This window comes from Plesiocystis pacifica SIR-1 (genome assembly GCF_000170895.1).
Lineage (GTDB): Bacteria > Myxococcota_A > Polyangia > Nannocystales > Nannocystaceae > Plesiocystis > Plesiocystis pacifica.
Genome location: NZ_ABCS01000096.1, coordinates 13,523 through 36,035, shown reverse-complemented (window position 1 = coordinate 36,035; position 22,513 = coordinate 13,523). Strand labels below are relative to the sequence as shown.

Sequence of the window (22,513 nt, the reverse complement as noted above, 5' to 3'; positions counted from 1 at the left end):
GGCACGGTGAAGTTGACCGTGGTGCCGTCGGTGACCGCGATGGCCGTGAAGTAGCTGGGGTAGTTGCCGACCGTCGCGGGGTACCTCCCCCTCCCGCGGCCCCAGCTGGGGCCGGAAATCAGCAAGCTTGCGTGAGTCACTGACCGTCGATGGCCTTGAAGGCGAGGATCCTCGTGCCTGCGGGGCACTTTCCGATGTCCTGCTAGTCGAAGTCGGCGCAGCCCACCGTGCCTTGCTCCGTGGTGTAGGGCGAGTCGCAGTGGAGGAAGTCACCTCCGCAAGGCGCTCCGATCTCTAGTTGGTAGCAGTCATCCGTGTCCGCGTAGCAGCACAGCGGCACCATTTCCTCGGCCTGAGTTCCAGGAGGGACCGCCAACGTGTCGCAAAAGCCCTCGTCGCAGGCGTCTGGGAAGGGCTGGTAGCAGGTCACCTTCCCGCCGATGTCTTCGCCGTAGTCGCACCACATCTTCATCCCGGCGGTGCAGCGGCCGTTCGCGTCGGTGGGCGTGCAGTCCGCGGAGGCTCCGTCGATGGCGCAGCAAACATGGTCGGCCCACAGCGGAGCGTCGGGGCCGGTCCAGGTGCAGAAGCGGCTCAGCGCGACGCCCTTGGAGTCCGTCGCGGGCGCGCCGACATCGTCGAGGTAGACGTCGTCGCACAAGTCTGGCAGCGAACCGGCAGCTGGGGCGGGTGCGAGTAGGAACATCATCGTGGTCAGAGCCGCGAGGGCGATGGGGGTGTTGCGCGTCATGGGCGAAATTCTACCCAGCCCGCAAAGACAGGCAGATGTGCCCTGCTGGACTCGCTCCTTCGGCTGGTCGCGGCCTGTGAGCTCGGTTCTGAGGCCCCTCAACAGGCGAGAAGGCCTGCTCCGACTCGGCATCCCCGCCCCCAAGCGGCAAGAAAATCGGTGTCGAGACCGAACGCTCCGCCACCTCGAGCCAGAGCCCGGGCGTGAGCGAGAACCTCGCAGCCACCATCACCGCCATCCGCTTCGAAGTCTGGGACGTCGATGCCCACGCCTTCGGCTTTCACATCCGCACCCTCCGCAAGGCTCGCGGTTTGACCCAAGAAGTCCTCGCCGAGCGCGCGAGGCTCTCCGCCGACACCATTCGACGCCTCGAGGCGGGCAGCTTCTCGCCGAGCATGAAGACCCTGGTCTCACTCGCGCGGGGTCTTCACCTTCGGCTGTCGTCGATCATGCTCAGCTTCGAGCTCGGCGAGCTCCCGATCGAGCGCGAATTGCTGGAGATACTCGCGGGTCGGAGTGAGGCCGAAGCCCGCGTGGGTCTCGAAGTTCTACGCGCTGTGTTCGAGCACGGTCTCGCGGGCTCCCGAGCCCCACCAGCTTCGGCATCGGCAAGCTCAGATTGAAACCGCCCGCATTTCAGTCCGCCCTTTTTCTGGGTTCAGACACCTCACTGCCAACTGGGTTGCACCTTGTTCGCGGCCCGGTGACGGAGCTAGAGTCGGTCCTCGGTGATCATGAGATTTCCAGCTGCCGCTGCGACTGTGCTGCTCGCGGGGTTGGTGGCGGCCTGCGGCGACACGCCCAGTGCCCCCGACCCCGTCGGCGATGGCCCCGAGATTCCGCCAGCGGAGTGCGAGCTCATCTCGACGACGCCGCTCGCCGACGCCAACGAGGTCGCACCGAACGGGCGCAGCGGGGCAGAGATCATCGCCGTGATCCCCGAGGACTTCGAGACGAACTTGCACTGGGACTTCGTCAACGAGTCGGGCGAGGTCGAGGTCGAGGTCGTGGGTGCCACGAACCCCAGCACGGGCCTCTCGCTGGCCTTCGACGTGCCGGCGGCACCCACGTTCCGCTTCGAAGACTACGAGCCGACCGAGGAGACCCGGCGCTTCCACGACGTCACCTGCGACGATCGAGTGGTCACGACGATCGGGCTGAGCATGACGACGGGGGACGGCGCGATTGATGTCTCGATCCCCGCGGTCGAGGTTCGACTGTCTGACGCCGACTCGGGCTTCCCCGACCCGATGGTGTTTGGCCGGACCGCCATGGCGACGCCATTGGTCAACTTCGTGACACCAGTGGCGCAGCCGGCTGACGTCGACAAGCGACTGAGCATGGTTTTCGACGTCGCGGGCGTGACCGGAAACTTGGCTGCGTTCACGACCGCTGGCGAAAGTGAGTACGCGATCTGGGTAGCGGAGTGGTGAGACTCTCCGACAGCTAGCAGACCGGGGATTTCCTCGGCGCGGGCCACAGTGCGTCACCGGCGTGCGAGACCGCGAAGCCAAAACAACGGGCCCGGGTCCCCAACTGGAGACGGGGAGTCGCGCGAGAGTCGCAGCGCAGATCCTCAGACACAGCCGAAGTCTGCGAGGAAACGCTGTACGCGCCCAGGATCTACCCTACAGTCACCCCTCATGGTTCACGTCCCCGAGTTCGACGGTGGCCTGGTCCACTGGACCCTGCTCGTCCTCGCCGTGTCCGCGCCCTTCCTGGCGATCGGTGAGGCGACGGGGTGGACGAGCTTCGGCTACTCGAAGTTCGCCAACCAGGACCGCAAGCTCTCGCTCCCCTCGAAGGCGGGGATGCTGATCGTCTATGGGCCGGCGGTGGCGCTGTTTTGGCTGCCGGTCCTGCTGTGGAGTTCGGGCGAGGCGTCGACGCCCTGGCTGATCGCGCTCGGGGTGATGTGCAGCCTGCACTTTTTCAAGCGCTGCCTCGAGTCGCTGTTCGTGCACCGCTACTCCGGGGTGATGAACCTCGGCACGGTGGTGATGATCTGCGGGATGTACTCGATGGCGGCGCTGCTGTTCGGGGCCATGGCGGCGCGCGAGGTGGACGCGGCGACGCTGAGCGCGGGCGCGGGCTGGCCGTGGGTGGGCTACCTCGGCGGGGCGCTGTGGCTGACGGGGACGGCGCTGAACCTTCACCATCACCGCCTGCTCGCGAACCTGCGCGAGCCGGGGGAGACGGGCTACAAGCTGCCCAAGGGCGGACTGTTTCGCTGGGTGGCCTGCCCCCACTACCTCGCGGAGATCCTCGCGTGGTGGGGCTACGCGCTGGTCCTGCAGCACGTCGGCGGCGTGGTGGTGGTCTCGGTGATGACCCTCTACCTGGCGGGGCGGGCGTACAACACCCTCACCTGGTACCGGGACCGCCTCGGCGACGAGGTACCGGCAGGGTGGAAGCGGCTCGTTCCCGGAATTTACTGAGTTGGAGCCGTCACCAGTTGGGGATCTCGCCCTGGCCTTCGCGCAGGACCTCGATGTCGCCGCGCTCGTCGAAGCGCAGCACCGTCGAGGGCTCGGGCCAGATGTGGCCGCCGTCGATCATCAGGCCGATGTCGCGGTTGTAGCGGGCCTCGAGCTCGGCGGGGTCCTCGAGCTCGGGGCTGTCCTCGCCGGGGGTGAGGGAGCCGGTCAGCAAGGGCTCGCCGAGGTGCTCGACGAGCAAGTTGCAGACCTTGTGATCGGGCAGGCGCATGCCGACCTCGCCGGTCCGGTTCTTCATCGCCCGGGGCACGTCGGAGGTCGCGCGCAGGACCATGGTGTAGGGCCCCGGGAGCAGGCGACGGACCACGCGGAAGGCGGTGTTGGGCATGACGCCGTAGCGGCCCATGTCGTTGAGGGTCTCGACGAGCATGGTCAGCGGCTTGGCGTGCTTGGCGTGGATGCCCTTGAGCTTGCGCAGGGTCGAGATGCCCTTGTTGCTCGACAGGGCGCAGCCGAAGGCGTAGCCGGTGTCCGTGGGATAAATGATCACGGCGCCGCGCTGCAGGGCCTCGACGGCCGGGCTCAGCTTGCGGGGATCGGGGCGCTCGGGGTCGATGCGCAGGCGTTGGAAATTGAGGCGGCTGGCCATGGCAGCACGTGGGCGGGGAGCTTACTCCTCGGCCGGGGGCGCTGCTAGGACCTCAGGCGCTGGCGCGCGGCGGGGACGGCCCAGACGGCGAGGATGAGGGCGTAGGGGTCGTAGGGGGCGCGCAGCCGCGGGCTGCCAAAGAAGGCGACGGCGACGATGGCGAGGCTGAGCAGGGCGAGGGCGCAGACGATGCGGGGGAAGTCGTCCGATCGCTCGACGGGGCTCTCGCGGCGCCGCGGGAGGATCACGAGCAGCAGGCCGAGGGCGGCGAGCAGGTGGACGACGAGCGCGGCCCGGCGGCCGAGGAGCGCCAGGGGCAGCTGCCAGGGCGAGGGGTGATCGGCGCTCTCGGGCCAGGGTCGGGCGATGGCGGTCAGCAGCGCGAGGTGGGTCAGCGCGTAGCGGGCCTGGCCGAGGACGCCGGTCGCGGCCCAGCAGCGCCGCCGGAGCGCGCGGTGGGGCTCGGGATCGCCGATGTGCCCGACGAATACGAGCTCTTCGGCGAGGGCCGGGCGCAGGGCGAGGGGGTGCGCGTCGCCGCGGCGGGCGAGGGCGCGAAAGCCCGGCAGGCTGACGCGGCGGCCGAGGTGTCGGTAGGCTTCGTAGGCGTCCGGGCCGTCGCGCTCGCGGGCGGCCTCGATGGCGGCCCGGGTCGCCTCGTCGGGGACGGCCCAGATCACGACGGCGTGGCAGCGACCAGCGCTGCGGTTCACGGCGGCGTTCTCGGCGATCCCCGGACGCCCCGCGTGGAGCTGAACGCGGGCGGCGGAGGCGAGGGCGACCACCAGGAGCGGGGCGAGGAGGGCCGCGACGACCCGGAGCTGGCGATGGCGGTAGGCCAGGACCAGACAGGCGAACACCACGAGGATCGCGCTCTCCGGTCGCAGCGCGAAGGCGGCGGCGCCGGCCAGGCCCGCGCCGAGGACCGAGCCGAGCGGGGGCTCGGAGCGACGCAGCCGCGCGTCGACGGCCACGAGGCCGAGCACGGTCGCGAGCAGGGCGCAGGTAAAGGGGGCCTCGCTGACGAAGTAGCCCGCGTGGTCGAGGTGGGGGATCCACGCCAGCGCGAGCAACCCGACGATCCGCGCGGGCCAGGGCCCGAGGCGGGTCGCGGGCAGGGCCGCGCGGGCGAGCGCGTGGCTGAGGATCACCGTCGCCGCCGAGCACAGCCCCCAGATCAGCGCCGCGACCGTGAGCCCGAGGCCGCCGTCCCCAAAGAGGAAGAGGGGGAGGGCGAGGAGGGTGTGGGTGCCCCATGGCTGCCAGACGAGATCTCGCGTGCCTGGCCCCGGGTGCACAGCGGGACCGTTGGCGGCGAGTTCGCGGGCCCGATGGAGGTAGTGGGCCATGTCGCTGAACGCGTGGCCTTGGGGGGGGTGCACCCACAGCACCCACACCGCTCGGGAGACCAAGGCAGCGCCCAGCAGCAGCCACCAAAAGCCGTCCCGGCGAGGGCGGGAGTCTGGCGGCGGCGCTCCAGATCGCTCCAGGTTCACGGCCGACGGACGCTACCCCGTCGCTCTCGTCTGGGCGAGCGGAGGCGAGCTGGAGCCGAGGTCGCGGGATGCGCACCGTGGCCCGGAGCCCGGCCAGCCCGACCCCTGCGAATCTAGCGCGGGCCAGACGCCACGTGATAGACTGCCCACGACCGCGCCCGCGCTTGGTCTGGAGACTGCTCTACATGCACGCGCTCAACTCTCCCCGGAGTGTCGCCCGTTCGGCGGCCCTGCTCGTCTCGGCCGCTGCCTTGCTCGCGACCGGTTGCAACAACCGGGACGAGCTCGCCCCTGACTGCTTCGCCTTCGACGCCAACGGCAACTGCATCGTGCCCGACCCCGGTGGGGTCGACGCGGGCATCAACTGCGCCGAGTTCCCCGTCGGCGCCGTGGGGGCGGACTACAGCTTCACCCCCGAGGTCGGTGGCGGCAGCGGCAACTTCAACAACTGGATGGCGACGAACCTGCCTCCGGGCCTCTCGATCGACCCGGACACCGGCGAGATCTCGGGCGTGCCCGAGGAGCCCATGGAGTACTCGGGCATCGTCTTGTCCGTGTTCGACGCGGGCAAGGGCAGCACCGAGATGAACGAGTGCGGGCCGCTGCTCATCAACCCGGCGCTCTCGTCCACGCCGGCCTCGACCCTCGAGCGCCACTGCGTCCCCTTCGACACCCCCGTGGACGAGTGGGTCGGGCTGCTCACCGGCGGCGACACCACGGACATCCGCTGCAACCCCATCGTCGACAGCGGCTCGGACACCTGCCCCCTCGGCGACGGCAACGGCCGGCCCCCGCCAGGCATCACCTTCGACGCCGACACCTGCACGCACTCGGGCAACATCGCGGGCGAGCGCGCGGGCACCTACGTGTGGATCGTCGAGATCGAGCAGAGCGGCTTCGTCACCGGCGTGCCCTTTTGCGCGACCAACGACTTTGAGCTCTACCACGACGTCAACCTGACGGCCGAGGGCGTACCCGAGGACATCCTGCAGCCCGGTCTGCTCGAGCACACCCTCGACGAGACCCTGTCCTTCGGCGGCAGCGGGACCTACGTGTGGACCATCGACGACCCGGCCTGCCCGGGCCCGGACTGCAACAACTTCGGCTTCCGCTTCGACGTCACCTGCTCGCCCTTCGACGCCGTCGACCCCTGGCAGATCACCCTCTCGCCGTCCATGGGCACCGAGACGGGCATGATGCACGAGCTGTTCGCCACCGGTCCCCAGGTCGGCTCGAAGTTCCAGCAAGGTCGCCCGTGGGTCGCCTCCTTCGAGATGTCCTACTGCACCTCGTCGGACTCGGCGTCTTGCGACGTCAACGGCGGCAACTTCGACAACAACGCGCAGACCCAGTACCACTTCGACGTGGTCGGCTATCCCGACCTGACGCCCTGATCGCAGGGCGGATCCTGACTGAGGTACACTCCCGCGCGTGGCCAGCCCCCGCAGCGCCTCCTCGAGCGTCCGCGAGCAGAAGCTCGCCCGAGTGATCGATCGCGAGGTCGCGCCCATCTGGCACGACCGCTTCGCGCGGATCCTGATGCGGGAGCTGCCTGCGGGCGAGGACCTGTTCGCCCTCGACCTGCACAGCGGCCCGGGCCACACCACGGCGGAGATGCTGCAGCGGCTCGGTGACAGCGCCCGCATCGTGGCCCTGGGCAGCGACCCCTGGCTGCTGCAAATCGCCAAGTCCAAGGTCAAGCCGGCCTGGAAAAAGCGGGTCTACTTCAAGGCCGGGACCATCGACGACGTCACCGAGATGGGCGACGGCACCTACGACCTGAGCATGGCCAACCTGGTCCTCGGGGAGCAGGTGGTCGACTGGAAGGCGGCCCTGGGCGAGCTGCTGCGCGTGACCAAGCCGGGCGGGCAGGTGCTGGCGACCTTGCCCCTGCACGGCACCTGGCAGGAGGTCGAGGATCTCTTCCAGGAGCTGCTGCGCGACGAGGGCATGCGCAAGGAGGTGGCGACGCTGCAAAAGCTCCGCCGCCGCCGGCCCAAGCCCACGCAGCTGGTCAACGGGCTCCACGATCTGGGCTTGAGCGACGAGGACTTCATCCTCGAGCACGAGCGCTTCGAGCTGCTGTTTCGCAGCGGTCGGGAGTTCCTGTTCTCGCCGGTCATCGAGCACGGCCCGCTGCGCCTGTGGAAGGCCATCCTCGGTCAGGCCGAGAAGCCCCAGGCGCTGTTTTGGCGGTTCAAGGAGACCATCGACACCTACTACGCCGGGCACGTGCTCGGCGCGACGGTGATGGCGGGCTCGATCCGCATCCGCGTGCCGGGCCGCGCGAGCGAGACCAGCTTCTCCGCGCCCTACTGGGCGCGCTACCCCTCGCTCAACCGGCTGTGGGGCGGCGAAGAAGAAGACGATGACGACGAGTTCGATCTCGACCTCGAGATCGACATGGACGACGACGACGACGACGAGGACGAAGAGCCGGTCGCGGCCGCGCCGGCGGCAGCGGAGGACTCCGTGGCCACGGGCATGCCCGCGGACTCGGCAGCTTCCCTGCGCCGCTCGGCGGTGGACTCGGGGGCGGGCTTCGAGGCCGTCGAGCCCAGCGGGGAGCTCCCCGTGCTCGAGACCGCGACGGAGGATCCCTTCGCGGGCCTGCTCGAGGAGCTCGAGGCCGAGGACGCCGTCGTCGCCGAGATCGAGGCCGAAGACGCCGTCGTCCCCGAGACCTCCCCCGGCACCGCCGCGACCCTGGGCGCCCTCGGCAGCGGCGTGCGCAAGCTGCCCGTGCCGCCGACGGCCTCAGGCAGCGGCGTTCGCCCGCTGCCGCCGCGTACGGCCGACAGCGTGTCGGCTCCGCTGCCGCTCAAGCCCAAGGGCGAGTCGTCCGCGCCCAAGCGCAGGCCCAAGCCTCCTGTTCCGCCGACTCCAGCTGCGCCGAAGAAAGCCGCCGCCAAGAAGGCCACGGCGAGGAAGCCGACGAAGGCCGTCAAGCCGCCGCCCGCGACGGGCAGCAAGCGCAAGCCCGTGCCCATCCCCAAGCGCGTCCCGAGCGGGAAGTCGGGGAAGGTGGCGATCCCCAAGGCGACCGCGAGCGGGAAGTCGGGGAAGGTGGCGATCCCCAAGGCCACCGAGAAGCGCAAGACGCCCAAGCCCCGCGCAGTCGCCGAGGGCGAGCCCGATCCCTTCGCCGACATGCTCGACGACGACGACGTGGCCGAGGACATCGACGACATCGAGGCCCTCGACCCCGAGGAGCTCGACGAGGGCGACGACTTCGACGCGCTGTTCGCCGACATCGAGCCCGATCCGAGCCGGTCGGGCAGCTTCACGAAACCCAAGAAAGACTGAGCGGGGCGGGTCGTGGGTTCCCAGCTCGCAAAGTCCGGGCTCGTGGTTGGGTGGATGCTGCTCGCGTTGGGCAGCGCAGCCTGCCAGCGCGGCGAGGCGCCGAGCGAGTCCAAGCCCGAGGCCGCGGCAGACTCGGCCGAGCCGGCGGCGCGCCCCGAGCCCGAGCCTTCCCCGCAGCAGGAGGCCGAGGCCGCCGAGCTGATCCGCGCCGACGGGACCTTGTTCGCCGAGGCCGAGCTGATGGGGACGCGCACCTCCATCAACGTGTGGGTCGGCGAGGGCAGCCCGGCGAAGGCCCAAAAGGCGATCACCGACGCGATGATGGAGATGGCGCGGATCGAGTCCATCGCCTCGGAGTGGCAGCCGCAGTCGGACCTGAGCCGGCTCAACGACGCGGCGGGGGGCGCCCTCGAGGTCGCGCCGGAGCTCGTCGAGATCCTCGCCCGGGCCGAGGCCGTGTCGCGGGACACCGAGGGCTTGTTCGACGTCAGCTTCCACGGCGTCGGCGCGCTGTGGAGCTTCAGGCCCGGCGCCCGCCCGCCGAGCGCCGAGGCCATCGCCGAGCGCCTGCCGCTGGTCGACTGGACGCAGATCGAGCTCGACGCCGAGGCGAGCACGGCCAAGCTGGCCAAGCCGGGGATGAAGGTCGGGCTCGGGGCGATCGCCAAGGGCTACGCCGTCGACGCGGCCTCCGAGCTGCTGCGCGCGCGCGGCTTCGTCCATCACATCGTCGAGGCCGGCGGCGACACCTACGTCAGCGGGACCAAGGGCGGCGAGTCCTGGCGCGTGGGCGTGCAGGACCCCAAGCGCGCCACCGGCCGGGTCGGCTACCTGCCGGTGCGCGACGAGGCGGTGGTGACCTCGGGCAACTACGCGCGCTACTTCGTGTGGGAGGGCGTGCACTACACCCACATCCTCGATCCGCGCACGGGCTGGCCGATCCCCAGCGACGAGAGCCCCAAGAGCGTGACCTTGGTGGCCAAGGACGCGACCACGGCCGACGCCTACTGCACGGCGGTGAGCGTGATGGAGCCCGAGGCGGGGCTGGCCTTCGTGGACGCCCGGCCGGAGCTCGAAGCGGTCATCCTCGGCCCGGACGACCGCGTCCACGTCTCGAAGGGCCTGGCCGCGGTCTTCGTCGACGAGCGCCAGGAGCCGAGCGAAGGGCCGGGCGAAGGCCCCCGCGAGAGCCTGGAAGGCGAGTAGACTCGGGCGATGAGCGAGCAGCCTCCGAGCGTCTCCAGCCCCGAGCTGGGTGAGTCCTCGGAGCGCGAGCTCGTCGACGCCGCGCACGCCCAGGCCGGCCCGAGGCCCGGCTGGGTCGAGCCTCCGTCCGACGATCCGCTGGCGTCGATCCGCCCGGCGCTGCCGGCCTCGCCCACGGGCTCGACCCCGCTCACGACCACGCTGGTGCTCGAGACGGCCTCGAGCGCGGGCCTGGCCACCGGGGCGCAGCGCAGCGTTGCCCAGGGCGAGGTCACCGAGGGGGGCTCGTCGGCCTCGCAGCGGACCGCGGACATCGAGGGCCTGCGCCGCTCGGACGCGCCCGTGGCCGGCCGGGACCTGGGCTCGGCGCGGGACAGCGGGCCCTTTTTGATCCCGGTGATCGAGGCCGGCGAGGAGGCCCTCGACGGGGCCTACGCGCTGCTCGAGCTCCTCGGCGAGGGCGGCATGGGCGAGGTCTGGGGCGCTCGCCAGCGCTCCCTGGGCCGGCGCATCGCCTTCAAGCGCCTGCGCTACGGCCGGGAGCACTCGCCCTCGATCGTGCGCCAGTTCGAGAGCGAGGCCCGGCTGACGGCGGTCCTCGACCACCCCAACATCGTCACGGTCCACGAGCTCGGCCGCGACCAGTCCGGGCGGCTGTTCTATACGATGCAGCTCATCGAGGGCACGCCCTGGGACCAGGTCCTGGCCTCGAACCAGCGGCGCACCAAGGCCGGCGAGCTCGTCGAGCTCGAGCTCCGCGACCACCTCGAGGTCCTGCTCGAGGTCGCCAACGCCGTCGCCTTCGCCCACAGCCGCGGCGTCATCCACCGGGACATCAAGCCCGGCAACGTGATGATCGGCGACTACGGCGAGGTCCAGGTCGTGGACTGGGGGCTGGCCCTGGCCCTCGATCACCTCGAGGGCCTCCGCGACGCGCCGACGTGGACCCTCGAGAACATGCCCAAGGCCGCGCTGGTCTGCGGCACGCCGGCCTACATGTCGCCCGAGACGGCCAGCGCCGAGCGCGAGCGCATCGGCCCGGCGACCGACGTCTACCTGCTCGGGGCCGTGCTCTACCACGTGCTCTACGGCCGCCCGCCGCACAAGGGCAAGAACGTCGACCAGGTCATCGCCAAGGCCAAGGGCAACACCTGGGGCTTCCCCGAGGAGCTCCCGCCGCGGCTCCGGCCCTGGCACGTGCTCTTGCGCCCCGTGCTGCTCCGCGCCCTGGCGACGGATCCGAGCTTGCGCTACGCCGACGCGGGCGAGTTCGCCGAGGCCTTGCGCAAGGCCATGCGCAACTACGACTCGGCCAAGGTCGCGACCCGGGCCCAGGAGAAGCTGGCGAGCCTCGAGTCGAGCGCCTCGGGGGCGTCGATCAGCGGCAGCTACCAGGGCCTGACCAACGTGATCGTCCGCCTCGAGCAGGCCCTCGAGTCGTGGCCGCGCAACCTCTCGGCGCGCCGCGGCCTGGCCCAGGCGCAGCTGGTCCTCGCCGAGGCGGCCCTCGACAACGGCGACCTGGCCCTGGCCCAGTTCGCCCTCGACAACTTCGCCGCGCTCCCGCCCACGCCGGAGCCCGAGGAGGACCTGCTGCTCGCGCGCCTGACCCTGCACCCTCCGGACGGGACCCTCGTGGGCGTGCCCATGCCGCCGGCGGACTCGGAGGTCGTGGTCGGGACCTCCAAGCCGTGGTTGGGCTCGGGCGGGGCGCGGGCGAGCCTGGTGGCGAGCACGGTGCTCAACGAGGACGAGGCGAGCAGCGGCGGTGGGTCGAAGTCAGGCTCGAGCTCGTCGAGCTCGGGCTCGGGTTCGAGCTCGAGTTCGGTGGGGAAGTCGGGCAGCCCAGCGCTGTCGAGGAGCAAGATCTCCGGGGCGGCCTCGACCGTCGGCACCGCGGACATCGTGCGTCGGCGCCTGTCCGAGGTCTCCCACGGCACGAGCGCGCGCCTCGATCGCGACGCGCTGATCAGCGCCCTGATGGCGGGCAACGCCAGCGTCAGCATCCAGCAGCTCGACCGCGAGGGCCTGCTCGCCGACGACGGGGAGCTCGCCCAGCGGGCCGAGGGCCTACAGCAGGCCCTGCGCGAGCGCGAGGCTCGGAGCGAGCGGCGACGCCGGACCTTCCAGGCCCTGCGCCGGCTGGCGGCGGTGCTGGGCGTGGGCCTGCTCGTGCTCGGCGGCATCGCGGCGGTCACGATGACGACCAGCCGGGGCCGCATCGAGGACGATCGCGCGGCGCTGTCCCAGGCGCTGTTCGCCGAGACCAAGACCACGGCCCAGGCCGAGCTCGACGCCCTGTTCATCCCCGTCGAGGGCATCACCCAGACCCTCCACCACTGGGCCCAGCGGGGCTTCTTCGACGCCCTCGAGCCCGAGACCCTCGCGGACACCCTCGTCGCCCTCGTCGACGCTTACCCGGGCATCCGCGCGTGCCGGGGCGCGGACTCGACCGGTCGAGCCTTCGAGCTGGTCCGCGATCCCGAGGCCGAGGCGGGCTGGCGCTTGCGCCTGTCCGCGCCGGGGGTGCCCGCCCGCGCGTGCAGCCTCCGCGCTGGCGGCGGGCTCGGAGTCTGCGTCGAAGACGGCGCGGACAAAGACGCGCCCCACATCCAAGACTGGTACACGGGGGCCATGGCCCAGCGCGCCGAGGCGGGCCCGTCCGCGCCGGGCTCCGACGCCGCCGTCTACTGGACCGAGCCCCACGTCGGCGCGGGGGAGGCCGCCGACGGTCAGATCTTGGTGTCCACCGCCGCGCGCAGCGGCACCGGCCTCGAGCACGTCCTCGCCCTCGACTTCGACCTCGGCCACATCTCGACCTACACCAAGGCGCTGCCCATGGGCGTGCAGCACGGGCAGGTGTTCGTGATGTTCGAGGGCGATCGGCTCATCGGCTTCCCGCGCGAACTCAGCGAGGTCGACGCCCAGGCGCGCCGCGAGCTGTTGCTGCGCCCCATGGACGAGATCGACCCCGCGCTCGCCCCGGTCAGTCACCGAGCCTACGCCGAGTGGATCGAGCACGGTCGATCCCAGGTGCCCTTTCGCGTGATGATCGAGGGCATCGCCTATTGGGCTGGTTTTCGAGTCGAGGCAGCGGGTGCCCGCCCCGGGCTGACGATCGCGGTGATCGTGCCCGAGGCTCACTTTCAATAGTGGCGGGCTCGTCTGTCGACGAGTTCGTCGACTAGTTCGTCCATTTGGCGAAGCGCTTGGTCAGCGTTCGCGAGTCTTGCCGGGTGTAGTCGCCGATGATCTCGCGCTCGACGGTGCGCGAGAGCGAAGAGCCGTAGTGCTTGCGCAGGCGACCGACGAAGTTGGCCGGGGCCGCGATCACCAGGCGCTGGAATTCGCCGGTGGATTGGCCCTTGCGCAGGCGATCGACGAGCTCGCGGACGAAGCGGCGCTCCTCTTCGGCGGAGTGTCCCGACTTGTCCATGGTCAGGTGACCGCTGGAGTCCGCGGACAGGTGCTCGCGGGCTTCGGGGTGGCTGAGCTGCTCGAGCTCTTCGAGGGTGGGGTTGAGCTTCGTACCGCCGACCCTGTACAGCTGGGCCTGACTCTGATCTGCTACGACGAATACCGTTGGGATCATCGACACCTCCTATGAGCTTCCATTGTGGTCAAAGGGGGTCGCGGGAGGCAAGGGAAAAACGACGAATTCAGGCGCGCACCATGGTCTGGCGTCGAGTTCGCCGCTCGGCAAAGTCATTCGCGCGAGTTGCTTTCGCCGATCGTGTGGGCGCGCATGCACATGGTGCGCGATGGCATCGACATTGACCTCGCTAACCGCGTTCAACCCGACGAGACGACGGGCCGGTGTGCAGCGCGTTGCTCGTCAGCGGAGCGGGCCGTCGAGGATCGCCGGGTCGAGCGCGACGTCGAGGCGCAAGGCGACGAAGTACAGCGCGGTGCGCAGCTTGCCGCTGGTCTCGACGCGCTCTTTGGCGAGGGCCTCGATGCTCGGGCCGAGGGCCTCGATGAGCCCGGGCAGATCGACGCGCCAGGGTGCCTGCGCGCCAGCGTCTGCGTCGACCTCTGGGTCCGGGTCGCGGCGCAGGTAGAGCAGGCTCGACTGTTCGACGCGCAGCTCGGCGTGGTCGTCCTCGGTGTGGGCGACCTCGACGCTCGGATCGTCGAGCAGGTCGCCGATGTCCTCGCCGGCGAGCCCGGCCTCGACCGCCGCCGTGAACAGGGAGCGGCCGTCGAAGGCCTCGAGCTCGGCCCGGGAGAAGCGGACGCGCAGCTCGAGCACCATGATCAGGGGCATCAGCGGCCAGCGCTCGAGGTCCTCGGCCTTGGAGGTCAGCGCGGCGCGGCGCAGGTCGTCGTAGAACACGAAGGTCTCGGCGACGACGAGCTCGGCGGCGCGCTCGGGGTCTCGTTGGGTCAGGGCGTCGGCGTAGCCGCGGGCGACGGCGAGCACGGCCTCGCGCTCGGGGCTCGGCCCCGGGTCCTTGCCCCCGTCTTCGACCGGAGCCTCGTCCACAGGCGCGTCGACGGTTTCGACCGTGATGCGCGGTCCACAGGCCAGGGCCGCACACAGGCTGCACGCCACGCCAGCGAGCGAGGCCACGCGGGGCAGCCGGGACCGAAGGCGGGGCACTCGAGGACCTTAGCAGGCCACACCCTCCCTGCCCCACGCCCACGACTCGGGTCCCGTCAAAGCCGTTGGCCAACTCACGCATTTCCGAGCTTTGAAGCCCGCTTTGTGCCGCCGATCTCTGCGCCGTCCCAAGGTGCGTCAGGGGATGGCGAGATCGCCAGAAAAAGCCGGTCTATTCGAACGAATTTCAGGCTTTGGACCGTGGCCAGGAGCCCACTTCGGAGCTATGCTTCGCGCCCGAACGCCCCTCCATGGCCGAGTCGAAATCGACCCTCAACATCGAAGACGAGATGCGTAGCTCCTTTTTGGACTACGCCATGTCCGTCATCATCTCCCGCGCCCTCCCGGACGTCCGCGACGGTCTCAAGCCCGTGCATCGCCGAATTCTCTACGCGATGCACCAGCTCAAGAACACGCACACGCAGGCCTACAAAAAGTCGGCCCGCGTGGTCGGTGACGTCATCGGTAAGTACCACCCGCACGGCGACTCGGCGGTCTACGACGCCCTGGTCCGCCTGGCCCAGGACTTCGCCATGCGCTACCCGCTCGTCGACGGCCAGGGCAACTTCGGCTCCATCGACGGCGACTCGCCGGCGGCCATGCGTTACACCGAGGTGCGGATGCAAAAGCTCGCCAGCGAGCTGCTCGCCGACCTCGAGAAGCAGACCGTCGACTGGGTCCCCAACTACGACGAGAAGGAGCTCGAGCCCGGGGTCTTGCCGACCAAGGTGCCCAACCTCCTGCTCAACGGCGCGGTCGGCATCGCGGTCGGTATGGCGACCAACATCCCGCCGCACAACCTGACGGAGCTGCTCGACGCCTCCATCGCGCTGATCGACGATCCCAGCATCGGCGTCGCCGAGCTCTGCTCGTACGTCAAGGGCCCGGACTTCCCGACCGGCGGCGTGATCTTGGGCACCGCGGGCATCCGCTCGGCCTACCTGACCGGTCGCGGCAGCGTGAAGGTGCGGGCGCGCTGCGAGATCGAAGAGGACAAGAAGGGCCGCGAGTCCATCATCGTCACGGAGATCCCCTACCAGGTCAACAAGACCCGACTGATCGAGCGGATCGCGGGCCTGGTCCGCGACAAGAAGCTCGAGGGCATCTCCGACATCCAGGACTACTCGGACCGCACGGGCATGCGGATCTGGATCCAGGTCAAGAAGGACCACGCGGCCCAGATCGTGCTCAACAAGCTGTACAAGATGAGCGATCTGCAGACCTCCTTCGGGGTCAACATGATCGCCATCGTCAACGGCCGCCCGGAGGTCCTGAACCTCGAGAAGTGCCTGCGCCACTTCATCGATCACCGGCGCACGGTGGTCACCCGGCGCTGCCGCTACGAGCTGGCCAAGGCCATGGCCCGGCGCGAGATCGTCGAGGGCCTCGGCGTCGCCGTGGACTCCATCGACCGGGTCATCGAGCTGATCCGGGGTTCGAAGGATCCCGACGAGGCCAAGGCCAAGCTGATGGCCGAGCCCCTCGACGGCTTCGCCAAGTTCCTCGAGCGCTGCGAGCGGCCGGCCGAGGAGATCGAGAAGGCCAATCAGGGGCCCTACCGCCTCAACGAGCGCCAGGCCAAGGCCATCCTCGACATGCGCCTGCAGCGGCTGACCGGCCTCGAGCGCGACAAGGTCGAGGGCGAGTACCGCGAGCTGTGTGAGATCATCGGCGAGCTCGAGTCCATCCTCACCGACCCGGACAAGCTCATGGCGGTGATCCGCGAAGAGCTGCTGGCGATCCGCTACGAGTACGGCGACCCCGAGGGGCGCGACAGCGGCGACGGGGCCGAGGGCAGCAAGGGCTCGCGGCGCACGGAGCTGATGGCGGACGAGCTCGAGATTCAGCCGATCGACTTGGTCGCCGACGAGTCCATGGTCGTGATGATCACGGCCCAGAGCTACGTCAAGCGCCTGCCCACCGACGAGTATCGCGTGCAAAACCGCGGCGGCGTCGGGCTCAAGTCGGGCTCCCGGCGCGACGACGACGACCAGATCATCGAGCTGTTCGAGGCCTCGGCCCACGCCTTCGTGCTGCTGTTCACCAACACCGGCCGGGTGTTCCGCAAGCGCGTGTTCGAGTTCCCCCTCGGCACCCGCGGCCAGCGGCCCAAGGCCCTGGTCAACTTCCTCGACCTCAAGGAGGGCGAGCAGATCCTCGAGATGGTCGCCTACCGCGAGGAGGAGGTCGACGACGACCACTTCGTGGTCCTGGCCTCGCGCCAGGGCTACATCAAGCGGACCTCGCTGTCGGAGTTCCAGAACATCCGCAGCTCCGGCTTGATCGCGGCCAACGTCGTCGAGGGCGACATGCTCATCGACGCCAAGCTGACCAACGGCGGCTGCGACATCATCATGGCCAGCCGCGAGGGCCAGGCGATCCGCTTCGACGAGGCCGACGTGCGCCCCATGGGCCGGACCGCCCGAGGCGTGCGCGGCATGGGCCTGCGCGACGGCGACGAGGTCGTCAACATCCTCGTCCTCGACCGCGAGAACGAGGGCGAGGTCGGCTTCCTGACCGTGTGCGAGAAGGGCTACGGCAAGCGCACCCCCGCTTCCGAGTATCGCTCGCAGAGCCGCTCGGGCCTGGGCCTCAAGACCATCAAGGTCAGCGAGCGCAACGGCAAGGTGGTCGGCATGGTCAAGGTCCGCGAGGCCGACCAGCTCATGGTCGTCACCTCGCAGGGCAAGATCATCCGCACGCCGGTGGCCGGCATCAGCGAGCTCGGCCGGGCCACGCAGGGCGTGCGCCTGATCCGGCTCAACGACGAGGAGGTCGTCGTGGGCCTGGCGCGGGTCGATGATCCGAGCGACGGCGAGGAGCCGACCGAGGGCGAGGCAGCGGCGCTGGCCGAGGGCGAGGCGGCTCCGGCAGAGGCCGCCGACGGGCCGGCCGAGGACGCCGAAGCCGAGTCTGGCGCGGACGCCGACGGGGAGGGCGAGCAGTGAGCTCCCCGAACATCGACGGGCGCGCGGGCGAGCGCAGCAAGGCGCTGTTCGCCGACGCTCAGCGCTCCATCCCCGGCGGCGTCAACAGCCCGGTGCGCGCCTTCGCGGCCGTCGGCGGGGAGCCGCCCTTCATCAAGCAGGCCCGCGGCTGCGAGCTGGTCACCGAGGACGGCGCGACCCTGGTCGACTATGTCGGCACCTGGGGGCCGGCGATCCTCGGCCACGCCCACCCCGAGGTCGTCGAGGCGGTGTGCCAGGCGGCCCGCGACGGGCTGAGCTTCGGCGCGGCGACGGCCGCCGAGGTCGAGTTCGCCGAGCGCATCTGCGGCCTGGTCCCGAGCATGGTCGGCGGCATGGTCCGGCTGGTGTCTTCGGGCACCGAGGCGACCATGAGCGCGCTGCGCCTGGCCCGGGGCTTCACCGGGCGCAACAAGATCATCAAGTGCGAGGGCGGCTACCACGGCCACGCCGACATGCTGCTGGTCGCGGCCGGCTCGGGCGCGGCGACCCTGGGCATTCCGGGGAGCGCGGGCGTGCCCGCTGACGCCGTGCGCGACACGGTGCTCGTGCCCTTCAACGACCTGGACGCCGTGGGCGCGGCCTTCGAGGCCAACGCCGACGAGATCGCGGCGATCATCATCGAGCCCGTCGCCGGCAACATGGGCTGCGTGCCCCCGCGGCCCGGCTACCTCGAGGGTCTGCGTCAGCTGTGCGACCAGCACGGCGCGGTGCTGATCTTCGACGAGGTCATGACCGGCTTTCGCGTGGCCCTGGGCGGCGCCCAGGCGCGCTACGGGGTCATCCCGGACCTGACCTGCCTCGGCAAGATCGTCGGCGGCGGCATGCCCGTGGGCGCCTACGGCGGGCGCCGGGACATCATGGAGAAGGTCGCGCCTTTGGGGCCGGTCTACCAGGCGGGCACGCTGAGCGGGAACCCGCTGTCGGTCGCCGCGGGCCTGACCACGCTGCGCATCCTCGAGCAGGAAGAACCCCACGAGGCCCTCGAGGCCGCGACGACGACGCTGTGCGCGGGCCTGGCCGAGCGCGCGGCCAAGCACGGCATCGCGTGGACGGGCACCCAGGTCGGGCCGATGTTCTCGGGCTTCTTCCGCTCGGGCGAGGTCTGGAACTACGAAGACGCCAAGGGCAGCGACCTCGAGCGCTTCGCTCGCTGGCACACCGAGATGCTGGCCCGCGGGGTCTACCTCGCGCCCTCGCAGTTCGAGGCGGGCTTCTTCTCCACGGCTCACGACGCGGCCGCGGTCCAGCGCACTTTGGACGCGGCCGATGCCGTGTTCGAGCTGCTGGCCAAGGGCTAGACCAGGCGACGTTCAGGGGCGGGCGAGCGGGGTGACGGGTCGCGTCATCCCGCTCCGAAGGTCCGCTGAACCGTCCAAGACAGCCCGACCGCGGCGATGACCGGCGACGCGGGGGATCGATCAGGTCACGCGTGTTCCCACTGGCGCGAGTAGCCTGGGTCAGCTGGTACCTGGCTCACCTGGCTCACCTGGTTCACCACTCGTTCCAACGCCGGTCCCGTCGCGGGGGCGGGGGCGGGGCGAAGTCGCGGCTGGGCTCGCGCCACCGAGGCTCGCGCCACGGCCGGACGGGCTCGCGGGGCTGGGGCGGCTCGACGACGCCGCGGGCACGCAGGCCGTCCATGGAGTCGTAGCGGAGCACGAGCAGCTGGTCGGGGTGCTTGCGACGCTTGCGCTTGAAGGACACCTCCTCGACCGGGGAGAACTGGCTCTCGCCGTACTCCGTGCCCAGCTCGTTGGCGGCCTCGTCCTCGGGCGCGGCCCAGCCCCGGCTCGCGGCCGCGTCGGAGCGCTTGGCCTCGGCCTTTCGACGCCCGCCAGCGCCGCGGATCATCGAGGGCGGGGCCGGGCGGGCGGCGTCCTCTCCGGGGAAGGGCTGGCCCTCGACGGTGGCCAGGGGCTTGCGGCGGCGGTGGGGCAGCTCGTACTCCTGGAAGGCCGCGACCCCGATGACGCCCGCGTGCACGGGGGTGCCCATGCGCGCGGTGTAGCTGTCGCCGAGGGCCGAGAAGCGGAACGCGGCGACGCTGTCGAGGGACTGGCGGTAGCCCTCGACGACCAGGCTGTCGAAGGGGTCGAGGACGTAGCCGCGCTGCTTGACGTAGTCGCCCAAGCGCCCGGAGATCACGTCGCGCCCATCGACGGTGACGACGATCTCCACGCGCTTGGGCGTGTGGTTGGTGATGCGGAGGTTGTAGCGCTCACCCTCGAAGCCCGCGGCCCAGCGATCGCCGGCGTGGCCGAAGGTGGGGAAGGAGTCGCCGTCGGGGGTCTCGAGCTCGAGGCTGACGAGGGAGCGCTGGGGCTCGACGGGGGGCGGCATGCGCCGGGCCTGGGCGACCTGCTGGGTGCTCCCGGAGGTCAGCAGCGTGGCTCCAGCGACCCCCACGCCGACCTCGAAGATGCGCCACAGGGCGCCGCGGCGGCTGAGGTTGGGTTCGCGCTCGAGCGGCACGGTGTCGGCGGTGTCGGCGGTGTCGGCGGGCTCTCGCTTGGGCATCTCGGCCCGGGGAACGAGACCTCGCACAGATGGCTTACAAGCTCCGCCGATTCGGCGTACAACGGGGCCCGTGGCGCGCTGGACCGAAGTGCGGGGCTACACCCTCATCTTTACCCAGGCCGGGAGCCCGGACCGCTACGCGCGGGCGGCCCTCGTCCGCAAGCGGACCTTGCTGGGCAGCGCCTACAACGTGCGCGAGGCTCGGGCCGAGGACAGCAGCCGGAGCGGGCGCGAGCCCGAGGCGCTGGGCATGGGTCGCATGCTCTCGTGGCGCTGGCTGAGCGAGGGCGAGGCCGAAGAGTTGCTGTCGGCGCGGCTGCGCACCCTCGAGGCCCTGGGCTACGGCGTGGTCGGGCAGGGCGAGGCCGAGGTCGAGGACGAGCGCGGGGCCTGGGACTGGCTGCGCGAGCTCGTCGACCGCCAGCTCCTGCGGGCGTCGCCCGAGTCCGAGGCTGCGGCCGCCGCTGGAGCGACCGGCGAGGGCGAGGGCGGCGAGGCGTCGAGCCCGGCGCAGGTCCTGCGTGAGACCCTCGACACCCTGAAGCTCGAGCCCGAGGCCCTGCTCGAGGGCTTGTCGACGATCTTGCCCCTCGACGAGCAGAGCTTGCGCGAGCCCGAGCGCGAGCAGCTCGAGGCCCTCGGCCCGGAGCTGCTGGCCATGCTCTTGCCGGTCTGGCTCGGCCACGAGAGCCGGGAGCTGCGGACCATCGGCGAGCGCTGGCTCGCCCTGCCGACGGCGCTGTTCGAGCTCGAGGCCGAGCAGGTCGCGAGCTGGGCCGAGGGCCCCGGCACGCTGGCGCGCTCGCTCGTGCCCCACGTCGAGGACGCGGGCTTGGCCCTGCTCGGCCCCGACGCCCTCGTCCACCTGGCCAAGGTCGCCGAGGAGCCGCGCATGCGGGCGGCGGCCGAGACCTGGCGCGCGCGCTTGGTGTGAGCGGGGATGGCGGATAGGTTGCGCCGCGTGCCCGCCTCTCGATTTGCCACGGCCATCGCGCTGACCTTCCGCGGCCTGCTCGCCCTCGCGGTCGTGTCCGGGGGCGCGCTGACGCAGACGGGCTGCGTGCGCGGCCTGGGCAAGAGCGACGCCGTGCCCATGGGCAGCTGGCCCGCGTGGCAGGACCTGAGCCCGCTGCTCGAGGTCGCCGAGCCCAACGTCGAGCCCACGACCTACGCGATCCTCGAGGCGGCCCGCGAAGAGCTGCGCGCGGGTCGACCCCGGGCCGCCGACGCGATCCTGGCCAAGGGCAACCGCGGGGCCGGGCGCCACTGGATCGCCGTGGCCCGCGGCGACCTGGCCTCGCTCTACTTCGGCACCTGCATCCGCGGCGTGGCCTGGCGCCTGCCCGAGGACATCGCCGAGCTTCAAGCGCGGGGCCGGAGCATGGACTGGGATCCCGAGACCCGGGTCGAGCCCGGCGACCTGTCCGTCGAGGCCCTGCTGACCAACCTCGACGACGCCGTGGAGGCGGGCAAGCAAAACCCGGTGCTGCTGACCCAGGCACGCATCGCGCGGGTGCGCGTGGCCGGCTACGCGGCCTCGTGCCCGGCGAACCCCGAGGTCGAGCGCCGGGCCGCGGCGGTCATGAACGCCGACCTCGCGACCTTGGCCGCCGAGTACCACCTGACCCCAGACTTGGCGTACATGTGGGCTGGCGTCCAGCTGCAGAGCTACTCTGGCGCGGCGGCGCGGCCCTTCCTGGTCACGGCCCTCGAGGGCGGCTTCGAGGATCCGGCGGTGCGCTACATGTTGGCGGTCATCGCCTATGAGCAGGGCGAGCTGGCCGAGGCCGACGAGCTGGCCGAGGCCGCCGCCCGCGTCTACGTGGAGCTCGGCGATCCGGGGCAGGGGGCCGAGTGCGTGTTCCTGCGCGGCGAGATCGCCCGGGCCGCGCAGCGCTGGGACGACGCCCGAGGGCACTACGGCGCCGCCCTCGAGCAAAAACCCGGTCACGTCGGGGCGATGCTCGGGCTCGCGGCCACGGAGCTCGACCGCGGCGAAGAGCTGGGGGCGGCGGAGCTCCTCGCCGCGCAGCTTCGCGTGCTGACCCGCGGCGAGGAGGAGCTCGACGAGCGGAGCGCGGCGGCCCTGGTCGACGACCTCGAGGCGCTGATCATCCTCGCCAACGCCGACACCTTCGAGCTCGTGCAGGTGACGCGCCTGGCCCTGCTCGCGGACATCGACGCCGAGCCCGATCCTTTCCGCCGGGGCCTCCGCTACTTTTATGCCGCGACCCTCGAGGTGCGCATGGGCGACTACGAGTCGGCCCGGGGACACGCCGTGACCGCGGCGACGGAGTTCGAGGACAGCTGGCTCGAGCCGCCGGACAAGGCCAACCCGCGGGCCTTCCTCGATCGTCTGGCCGAGGCCGCGGGGTAGCGAGCTGCTGAAATTCGTCGCGCGCCGTCAGCTGCGTCGAGGCCAAGGAGCGAACCGACGGGGGATCGGGACACTGGGAGCCCGCGGTGAAGCCCGGCGGACTCCGGGGTTCCTCGCAGTGCTTCCCATGGGCGCGAGTCCGTGCGCTAAGCTTGGGGCTAGGAAGGCGAACGAGAGGTGTGCAAGTGATGATCGATAGAC

At 70.9% G+C, this 22,513-nt stretch carries 17 protein-coding genes; 11 read left to right on the top strand and 6 right to left on the bottom strand.

Annotated features, from left to right (window positions below):
- Positions 1-202: 202 nt before the first annotated feature.
- Entirely contained in the window at positions 203-751 is a 549-nt protein-coding gene (locus PPSIR1_RS32830) for a hypothetical protein (protein WP_006975554.1), read from the bottom strand.
- Positions 752-954: 203 nt separating this feature from the next.
- On the opposite strand from PPSIR1_RS32830, the gene PPSIR1_RS32825 reads away from it, so the two are divergent.
- The 3 genes from PPSIR1_RS32825 (at position 955) to PPSIR1_RS44505 (ending at position 3,189) form a co-directional block, all read left to right on the top strand.
- Positions 955-1,374, top strand: coding sequence for a helix-turn-helix domain-containing protein (locus PPSIR1_RS32825; protein WP_006975553.1), 420 nt, complete (start codon positions 955-957; stop codon positions 1,372-1,374).
- Positions 1,375-1,512: 138 nt separating this feature from the next.
- Positions 1,513-2,184, top strand: coding sequence for a hypothetical protein (locus PPSIR1_RS32820; RefSeq protein ID WP_006975552.1), 672 nt, complete (start codon positions 1,513-1,515; stop codon positions 2,182-2,184).
- A 210-nt stretch (positions 2,185-2,394) separates the two neighbouring features.
- Positions 2,395-3,189 (top strand): DUF1295 domain-containing protein, encoded by a 795-nt coding sequence (locus PPSIR1_RS44505; RefSeq protein WP_006975551.1) that lies wholly within the window; start codon positions 2,395-2,397, stop codon positions 3,187-3,189.
- A gap of 10 nt (positions 3,190-3,199) precedes the next feature.
- Here the strand turns inward: PPSIR1_RS44505 and PPSIR1_RS32810 are convergent, their stop codons facing one another.
- The gene (locus PPSIR1_RS32810) at positions 3,200-3,838 is read right to left on the bottom strand and encodes an L-threonylcarbamoyladenylate synthase (RefSeq protein WP_006975550.1); all 639 of its coding nucleotides are present in this window, start codon (positions 3,836-3,838) and stop codon (positions 3,200-3,202) included.
- A 44-nt stretch (positions 3,839-3,882) separates the two neighbouring features.
- A complete protein-coding gene (locus PPSIR1_RS32805; protein WP_157596212.1) occupies positions 3,883-5,334 on the bottom strand; it encodes a hypothetical protein in 1,452 nt (483 codons plus the stop codon).
- A gap of 185 nt (positions 5,335-5,519) precedes the next feature.
- Between PPSIR1_RS32805 and PPSIR1_RS32800 the strand changes: the two genes are divergently transcribed.
- From PPSIR1_RS32800 to PPSIR1_RS32785, 4 genes are read left to right on the top strand one after another with little or no spacing between them, the layout of a single operon-like run.
- Entirely contained in the window at positions 5,520-6,728 is a 1,209-nt protein-coding gene (locus PPSIR1_RS32800) for a putative Ig domain-containing protein (protein ID WP_006975548.1), read from the top strand.
- Between the two features lie 37 nt (positions 6,729-6,765).
- Entirely contained in the window at positions 6,766-8,640 is a 1,875-nt protein-coding gene (locus PPSIR1_RS32795) for a class I SAM-dependent methyltransferase (RefSeq protein WP_006975547.1), read from the top strand.
- A 54-nt stretch (positions 8,641-8,694) separates the two neighbouring features.
- Positions 8,695-9,846: an FAD:protein FMN transferase gene (locus PPSIR1_RS32790; protein WP_006975546.1), complete on the top strand. Its 1,152-nt coding sequence runs from the start codon at positions 8,695-8,697 to the stop codon at positions 9,844-9,846.
- A 9-nt stretch (positions 9,847-9,855) separates the two neighbouring features.
- Positions 9,856-12,999 (top strand): serine/threonine-protein kinase, encoded by a 3,144-nt coding sequence (locus PPSIR1_RS32785; RefSeq protein ID WP_006975545.1) that lies wholly within the window; start codon positions 9,856-9,858, stop codon positions 12,997-12,999.
- Positions 13,000-13,030: 31 nt separating this feature from the next.
- Here the strand turns inward: PPSIR1_RS32785 and PPSIR1_RS44500 are convergent, their stop codons facing one another.
- Both PPSIR1_RS44500 and PPSIR1_RS32775 read right to left on the bottom strand, forming a co-directional pair.
- On the bottom strand, positions 13,031-13,438 hold the full coding sequence (locus tag PPSIR1_RS44500; protein WP_157596211.1) for a host attachment protein: 408 nt from the start codon (positions 13,436-13,438) through the stop codon (positions 13,031-13,033).
- A 243-nt stretch (positions 13,439-13,681) separates the two neighbouring features.
- Positions 13,682-14,449: a hypothetical protein gene (locus tag PPSIR1_RS32775; protein WP_157596210.1), complete on the bottom strand. Its 768-nt coding sequence runs from the start codon at positions 14,447-14,449 to the stop codon at positions 13,682-13,684.
- A gap of 251 nt (positions 14,450-14,700) precedes the next feature.
- Here PPSIR1_RS32775 and gyrA point away from each other — a divergent pair, with 251 nt between their 5' ends.
- Positions 14,701-17,397: a DNA gyrase subunit A gene (gyrA, locus tag PPSIR1_RS32770; RefSeq protein WP_006975542.1), complete on the top strand. Its 2,697-nt coding sequence runs from the start codon at positions 14,701-14,703 to the stop codon at positions 17,395-17,397.
- Positions 17,394-18,716 (top strand): glutamate-1-semialdehyde 2,1-aminomutase, encoded by a 1,323-nt coding sequence (gene hemL / locus PPSIR1_RS32765; protein WP_006975541.1) that lies wholly within the window; start codon positions 17,394-17,396, stop codon positions 18,714-18,716. The genes gyrA and hemL overlap by 4 nt, the downstream gene beginning before the upstream one ends.
- Positions 18,717-18,909: 193 nt before the next feature.
- Here hemL and PPSIR1_RS44495 read toward each other — a convergent pair whose 3' ends face one another.
- On the bottom strand, positions 18,910-19,935 hold the full coding sequence (locus tag PPSIR1_RS44495; protein ID WP_006975540.1) for a hypothetical protein: 1,026 nt from the start codon (positions 19,933-19,935) through the stop codon (positions 18,910-18,912).
- 70 nt (positions 19,936-20,005) lie between these two features.
- Between PPSIR1_RS44495 and PPSIR1_RS32755 the strand changes: the two genes are divergently transcribed.
- Positions 20,006-20,869, top strand: a complete 864-nt coding sequence (locus PPSIR1_RS32755) for a hypothetical protein (protein WP_006975539.1) — start codon at positions 20,006-20,008, stop codon at positions 20,867-20,869.
- A gap of 27 nt (positions 20,870-20,896) precedes the next feature.
- Complete coding sequence (locus tag PPSIR1_RS32750; protein ID WP_045117230.1) at positions 20,897-22,312, top strand: tetratricopeptide repeat protein; 1,416 nt, start codon at positions 20,897-20,899, stop codon at positions 22,310-22,312.
- Positions 22,313-22,513: the final 201 nt, after the last annotated feature.

Bases quoted from the DNA above. Each gene is read 5' to 3' on its own strand.
- PPSIR1_RS44500 (WP_157596211.1), bottom strand. From the start codon at position 13,438: ATGATCCCAACGGTATTCGTCGTAGCAGATCAGAGTCAGGCCCAGCTG.
- PPSIR1_RS44495 (WP_006975540.1), bottom strand. From the start codon at position 19,935: ATGCCCAAGCGAGAGCCCGCCGACACCGCCGACACCGCCGACACCGTG.
- gyrA (WP_006975542.1), top strand. From the start codon at position 14,701: ATGGCCGAGTCGAAATCGACCCTCAACATCGAAGACGAGATGCGTAGC.
- PPSIR1_RS32810 (WP_006975550.1), bottom strand. From the start codon at position 3,838: ATGGCCAGCCGCCTCAATTTCCAACGCCTGCGCATCGACCCCGAGCGC.
- PPSIR1_RS32830 (WP_006975554.1), bottom strand. From the start codon at position 751: ATGACGCGCAACACCCCCATCGCCCTCGCGGCTCTGACCACGATGATG.
- PPSIR1_RS32790 (WP_006975546.1), top strand. From the start codon at position 8,695: ATGCTGCTCGCGTTGGGCAGCGCAGCCTGCCAGCGCGGCGAGGCGCCG.
- PPSIR1_RS44505 (WP_006975551.1), top strand. From the start codon at position 2,395: ATGGTTCACGTCCCCGAGTTCGACGGTGGCCTGGTCCACTGGACCCTG.
- PPSIR1_RS32785 (WP_006975545.1), top strand. From the start codon at position 9,856: ATGAGCGAGCAGCCTCCGAGCGTCTCCAGCCCCGAGCTGGGTGAGTCC.
- PPSIR1_RS32800 (WP_006975548.1), top strand. From the start codon at position 5,520: ATGCACGCGCTCAACTCTCCCCGGAGTGTCGCCCGTTCGGCGGCCCTG.